The sequence below is a fragment of the Aeromicrobium sp. genome (genome assembly GCF_025965075.1).
Taxonomy (GTDB): domain Bacteria; phylum Actinomycetota; class Actinomycetes; order Propionibacteriales; family Nocardioidaceae; genus Aeromicrobium.
Window position 1 is genome coordinate 1 of sequence record NZ_JAOPXQ010000053.1, and the last position, 4908, is coordinate 4908.

Sequence of the window (4908 nt, forward strand, 5' to 3'; positions counted from 1 at the left end):
CGAGATCGTGGAGAAGCTGCGCCGCAGGCTCTGACTCCTCACATGCTGTCGAGCGCCTGCGCCTCGGCTCCGAGCTCGTGGCGGACCACCTCGAAGGCGAGCTGGGGCGAGTAGCCCTTGCGAGCCAGCATGCCCACGAGCCGGCGGGTCTTGGTGGTGTCGTCGAAGCGCGACATCGAGCGCAGCCGTGACTGCACCAGCCGGTGGGCTGCCTCCACCTCGGCTGCCGGGTCGAGCTCGGACAGGACCTCCTTGGAGATCTCGTCGTCGACACCCTTGCGGCGCAGCTCCATCGCCAGCGCCCGAGGGGCCAGGCCCTTGCCGCGCTGACGCGCCTGGACCCATGAGCGGGCGAAGTCCTCGTCGTCGATCAGGCCGGCGGCCTCGAACTTGGCGAGCGTCGCCTCGACGACCCCCTCAGGCACCTGCTTCTTCACCAGTGCCTGAGCGAGGTCGCTGCGGCTGTGCGCCCGCTCGCTGAGCTTGCGCACCACGATCTCCTTGGCAAAGCTCGCCAGCTCGTCGGGTGTCATCTCCTCGACCGGTGTGCGCGCCATGACGAGGGTCAGAACTCGATGTCGGTCGGGGGCTCCTCGACGACCTCGAGCGCGGGCTTGTCGGCCTGGGCGCCGATGCCCATGTGCTCGAAGATGCGCTTCTCGAGCTCCTCGGCGAGGTCGGGGTTGTCCTTGAGGAACTGCCGCGACTTCTCCTTGCCCTGGCCGAGCTGGTCGCCGTCGTAGGTGTACCAGGCGCCGGCCTTGCGGACGAAGCCCGCCTCGACGCCGACGTCGATCAGGCTGCCCTCACGGCTGATGCCCTGGCCGTACATGATGTCGAACTCGGCCTGCTTGAACGGCGGGGCGAGCTTGTTCTTGACGACCTTGACGCGGGTGCGGTTGCCGACCATGTCGGTGCCGTCCTTGAGCGTCTCGATGCGTCGCACGTCGAGACGGACCGAGGCGTAGAACTTGAGCGCCTTGCCGCCGGTCGTGGTCTCGGGCGAGCCGAACATGACGCCGATCTTCTCGCGAAGCTGGTTGATGAAGATCGCCGTAGTGCCCGAGCCGTTGATGGCACCGGTCATCTTGCGCAGCGCCTGGCTCATGAGCCGCGCCTGCAGGCCCACGTGACTGTCGCCCATCTCGCCGTCGATCTCGGCGCGGGGCACGAGCGCCGCGACGGAGTCGATCACGATTATGTCGAGCGCGCCGGAGCGGATCAGCATGTCGGCGATCTCGAGTGCCTGCTCACCGCTGTCGGGCTGCGAGATGAGCAGAGCGTCGGTGTCGACGCCGAGCTTGCGGGCGTAGTCGGGGTCGAGCGCGTGCTCGGCGTCGATGAAGGCCGCGACACCGCCGGCCTTCTGGGCGTTGGCCACCGCGTGCAGGGCGACCGTCGTCTTGCCGGAGGACTCCGGACCGTAGATCTCGACGACGCGGCCGCGCGGCAGGCCGCCGATGCCGAGAGCGATGTCGAGCGTCGTGGCGCCGGTCGGGATGACCTCGATCGGGGCGCGGGCCTGGTCGCCCAGGCGCATGACGGCACCCTTGCCGTGGGCGCGGTCGATCTGTGCCATCGCGTTCTCGAGGGACTTGCCTTTGTCCTTGGCGGTGGCGAGGGAACTGTTGGGCTGTGCCATGTCTGGGTGTCCGTTTCTGCTCGTGGGGCGGCCGGTCATCGACGACGTTAGAAGGACCCTCAGACATAAATGGGCCTCGTCGACCCGCCTGTGGATGGCGTCCTTCGTACGTCCAACCTGTGCACGACTCTAACCCGAACAGGTGTTCGACACACGCCGACACGCCGAGTGGCGCAAGACGCTTCGCGAGTGGCGCAAAGGTGGACGACACGCCGTCCCAGAACCTTCATCTTGCGCCAGTCGCGGATCCTTGTGCGCCGGTCGCGGATGGGGTCAGCGTTCGGAAGCGGGGAGTCCCAGGGTCTCGTGGATCGCGCGCCACACGGTCTTGGGCTGCTCGCCGTCCTCCAGCGCCTGGCTGGCGGTGCGACCGCCCAGCACGCTCATGACGTGGCTGTCGGCCCAGACCCGGGCGTAGCCGCGGCCGAACTGCTGGTCCATGCGGGACCAGAACTCGCTGTGCTTCACCGCTGGGAGATCAGGCCGCGGAGGCGGAGACGTCGCCCGGCGCGATCGAGGAGATGCTGGCGATCTGGTCGACCGAGGCCTCTTCGATCTCGAGCATCGCGCTGACGTCGAGCAGGACCTTCGACAGCGGGACCTCGAGCGCGGAGGCGAGGGCGGCGAGCAGCTCGGAGCTGGCTTCCTTCTGGCCCCGCTCGACCTCGGAGATGTAGCCCAGGCTGACCCGGGCCTTGCCCGAGACGTCACGCAGCGTGAGGCCCTGGGACATCCGGCGCGCGCGAAGCACCTCGCCGACGAGCTGTCGCATCGCGGTCATCGAGTGCCTCCATCCTGTGCTGCCACGTCAGTGTCAACTCCGCTGGGAGCGGGATTCTTCCCCCAGCCTAGCGACCAGCATCGACAACAGTGCAGCGACCGTCCCGGTGCGGATGTCGTCGCGGCTCCCGGCCAGTGCCAGCAGGGCCGTCTCGACCCCCTCCGGACCCGCGATGGCGACGTGGACCGTGCCGGGGGGCTTGCCCTCGCTGGGGTCCGGGCCGGCGACCCCGGTCGTCGCCAGACCGTACGTCGCACCGAGCCGGTCACGGACGCCGACGGCCATCGCCGACGCGACGTCGGCGTCGACCGTGCCGTGCTCGGCGACCAGTCCCGCGTCGACCCCGAGCAGCGTCGTCTTGAGCTCGGGGGCGTACGCCACGACTCCCCCGCGCACGACGTCCGAGGCGCCCGGCACGCTGACCAGCGCCGCGCACACCAGCCCACCGGTCAGCGACTCGGCGGTGGCCACGGTCGCGCCGGCGGCGCGGAGGGCCACGACGGCGTCCCTCGCGACGGTCATGACTGCGCGGCTGCGGCCTTGGCCTCGCGGCGCAGCGTGACGGCGTCGCGGACGTACATCACCGCGGTCACCACCGTCACGGCGAGCGCGAGCGCCATCACGACGTGCGTGATGACCAGGAGCAGGTCGGTCGCGGGGTTGTTCCAGATCTCGAACGGCAGCAGGTAACCGCCGATCGCGAGGGCCTGCAGGGTCGTCTTGATCTTGCCGCCCTGGCTCGCGGGCATGACGCCGTACTTCTTGACCACGAAGCGCATCAGCGTGATGCCCCACTCGCGGATCAGCACGACGATCGTGACCCACCACCAGAGCTGGCCGATGATCGAGAGGCCGACGAAGGCCATCCCGGTCAGCGCCTTGTCGGCGATCGGGTCGGCGAGCTTGCCGAAGTTGGTGACCAGGTCGTGCTTGCGGGCCAGGTCACCGTCGATCTTGTCGGTGATCATGAGCAGCGCGAACGCGACCCACGAGGCGATGCGGTAGCCGACGGAGTCGCCACCCTGTGTCAGCAACAGCCACCCGAACAACGGCACACCGACGATCCGCAGGACCGTCAGTGCGTTCGCGATGTTGTAGTTGCTCGGCGTGTCTGCCGTGGACATGGGTCCCTCTCGGTGAACGGGCACAACCGAATCAGTATGCGGCAGCCGAGCGGCGCTGCGCCAACTGGACCTCCGCCTCCCCCGGTGAGACGTTCGTCGCCATGCCGAGTGGCGACGTGTAGAACCGGCGCCCGTCGCTGCTGACGACCTTGATCCGCGGGTCGTGCCGCAGCCCCTCCCGGCGCTCGACCCGGATCTCGCCCATCTCGCTCCACAGCAGGCCGACCCAGCCGCCCTCGGCGACCATCCGGACCCCGTGGTCGTCCGCGACGAACAGCGGTGTGCGGATGTCGCCGACGGCGCGCACCAGGTTGACGCCCAGCCCGGCCAGCACGACGGCGGGGGCCGCCAGGACCGGGGCGGAGCGGTCGTACGCGAGCCAGCCGAAGCCGCCCGCCAGGCCGAGGCAGACGAGGGCCAGCAGGACGTACAGCCACGTGCGGCGGTGGATCTCGAACGCGTCGGTCATGCCCTCAGCCCAGCTGGATCGTGGCGAGGACCTGCTCGAGGTCGTCGGCCTTGACCAGGACGTCACGCGCCTTGGAGCCCTCGCTGGGCCCGACGATGCCGCGGCTCTCGAGGATGTCCATCAGGCGGCCGGCCTTGGCGAAGCCCACCCGCAGCTTGCGCTGCAGCATCGACGTCGAGCCGAACTGGGTCGTGACGCACAGCTCGATCGCCTGCAGCACGAGGTCCATGTCGTCGCCGATGTCGTCGTCGATCTCCCGCTTCGCGGCGGGTGCGGCGGTGACGTCCTCGCGGTACGTCGGCTTGAGCTGGGCCTTGCAGTGCTCCACGATCGTGTGGATCTCGGCCTCGGTGACCCAGGCCCCCTGCATGCGCATCGCCTTGTTCTGCCCCATGGGCAGGAACAGTCCGTCGCCCTGGCCGACGAGCTTCTCGGCGCCCGGCTGGTCCAGGATGACCCGGCTGTCGGTGACTGACGAGGTCGCGAACGCCAGCCGGCTCGGCACGTTGGCCTTGATGAGTCCGGTCACGACGTCGACGCTGGGACGCTGCGTCGCGAGCACCAGGTGGATGCCGGCGGCGCGCGCCAGCTGCGTGATCCTGACGATCGAGTCCTCGACATCTCGTGGAGCAACCATCATGAGGTCGGCGAGCTCGTCGACGACGACCAGGAGGTACGGGTAGGGGGCCAGCACGCGCTCGCTCATCGGCGGCAGCTGGACCTTGCCGGCCCGGACGGCCTTGTTGAAGTCGTCGATGTGCCGGAAGCCGAAGTTGGCCAGGTCGTCGTAGCGCATGTCCATCTCGCGCACGACCCACTGCAGCGCCTCGGCGGCCTTCTTGGGGTTGGTGATGATCGGCGTGATGAGGTGCGGGACCCCTTCGTACGCCGT

The 4908-nt window shown here is 69.1% G+C and carries 8 protein-coding genes; all 8 read right to left on the reverse strand.

Annotated elements, in window-relative coordinates:
• Window positions 1–38: 38 nt before the first annotated feature.
• Window positions 39–557 carry a regulatory protein RecX gene (locus tag JWQ91_RS03445; protein ID WP_297780863.1) on the reverse strand — a complete coding sequence of 173 codons (519 nt, stop codon included), beginning with the start codon at window positions 555–557 and terminating at the stop codon, window positions 39–41.
• A gap of 8 nt (window positions 558–565) precedes the next feature.
• Window positions 566–1642, reverse strand: a complete 1077-nt coding sequence (recA, locus tag JWQ91_RS03450) for a recombinase RecA (protein WP_297780865.1) — start codon at window positions 1640–1642, stop codon at window positions 566–568.
• A 273-nt stretch (window positions 1643–1915) separates the two neighbouring features.
• Window positions 1916–2110: a DUF3046 domain-containing protein gene (locus JWQ91_RS03455; RefSeq protein WP_297780868.1), complete on the reverse strand. Its 195-nt coding sequence runs from the start codon at window positions 2108–2110 to the stop codon at window positions 1916–1918.
• Between the two features lie 10 nt (window positions 2111–2120).
• Complete coding sequence (locus JWQ91_RS03460; RefSeq protein ID WP_297780871.1) at window positions 2121–2423, reverse strand: helix-turn-helix transcriptional regulator; 303 nt, start codon at window positions 2421–2423, stop codon at window positions 2121–2123.
• Window positions 2424–2456: 33 nt separating this feature from the next.
• Window positions 2457–2945: a CinA family protein gene (locus JWQ91_RS03465; protein ID WP_297780874.1), complete on the reverse strand. Its 489-nt coding sequence runs from the start codon at window positions 2943–2945 to the stop codon at window positions 2457–2459.
• Window positions 2942–3547 carry a CDP-diacylglycerol--glycerol-3-phosphate 3-phosphatidyltransferase gene (gene pgsA / locus JWQ91_RS03470; protein ID WP_297780877.1) on the reverse strand — a complete coding sequence of 202 codons (606 nt, stop codon included), beginning with the start codon at window positions 3545–3547 and terminating at the stop codon, window positions 2942–2944. The genes JWQ91_RS03465 and pgsA overlap by 4 nt, the downstream gene beginning before the upstream one ends.
• A gap of 31 nt (window positions 3548–3578) precedes the next feature.
• Entirely contained in the window at window positions 3579–4016 is a 438-nt protein-coding gene (locus JWQ91_RS03475; RefSeq protein WP_297780880.1) for a hypothetical protein, read from the reverse strand.
• Window positions 4017–4020: 4 nt separating this feature from the next.
• Window positions 4021–4908, reverse strand: an 888-nt coding sequence (locus JWQ91_RS03480) for an FtsK/SpoIIIE domain-containing protein (RefSeq protein WP_297780882.1), incomplete at its 5' end; no start/stop codon positions are given.

Coding starts and splice junctions, on each gene's coding strand:
- recA (WP_297780865.1), bottom strand. CDS start 1,642: ATGGCACAGCCCAACAGTTCCCTCGCCACCGCCAAGGACAAAGGCAAG.
- JWQ91_RS03445 (WP_297780863.1), bottom strand. CDS start 557: ATGGCGCGCACACCGGTCGAGGAGATGACACCCGACGAGCTGGCGAGC.
- JWQ91_RS03475 (WP_297780880.1), bottom strand. CDS start 4,016: ATGACCGACGCGTTCGAGATCCACCGCCGCACGTGGCTGTACGTCCTG.
- pgsA (WP_297780877.1), bottom strand. CDS start 3,547: ATGTCCACGGCAGACACGCCGAGCAACTACAACATCGCGAACGCACTG.
- JWQ91_RS03465 (WP_297780874.1), bottom strand. CDS start 2,945: ATGACCGTCGCGAGGGACGCCGTCGTGGCCCTCCGCGCCGCCGGCGCG.
- JWQ91_RS03460 (WP_297780871.1), bottom strand. CDS start 2,423: ATGACCGCGATGCGACAGCTCGTCGGCGAGGTGCTTCGCGCGCGCCGG.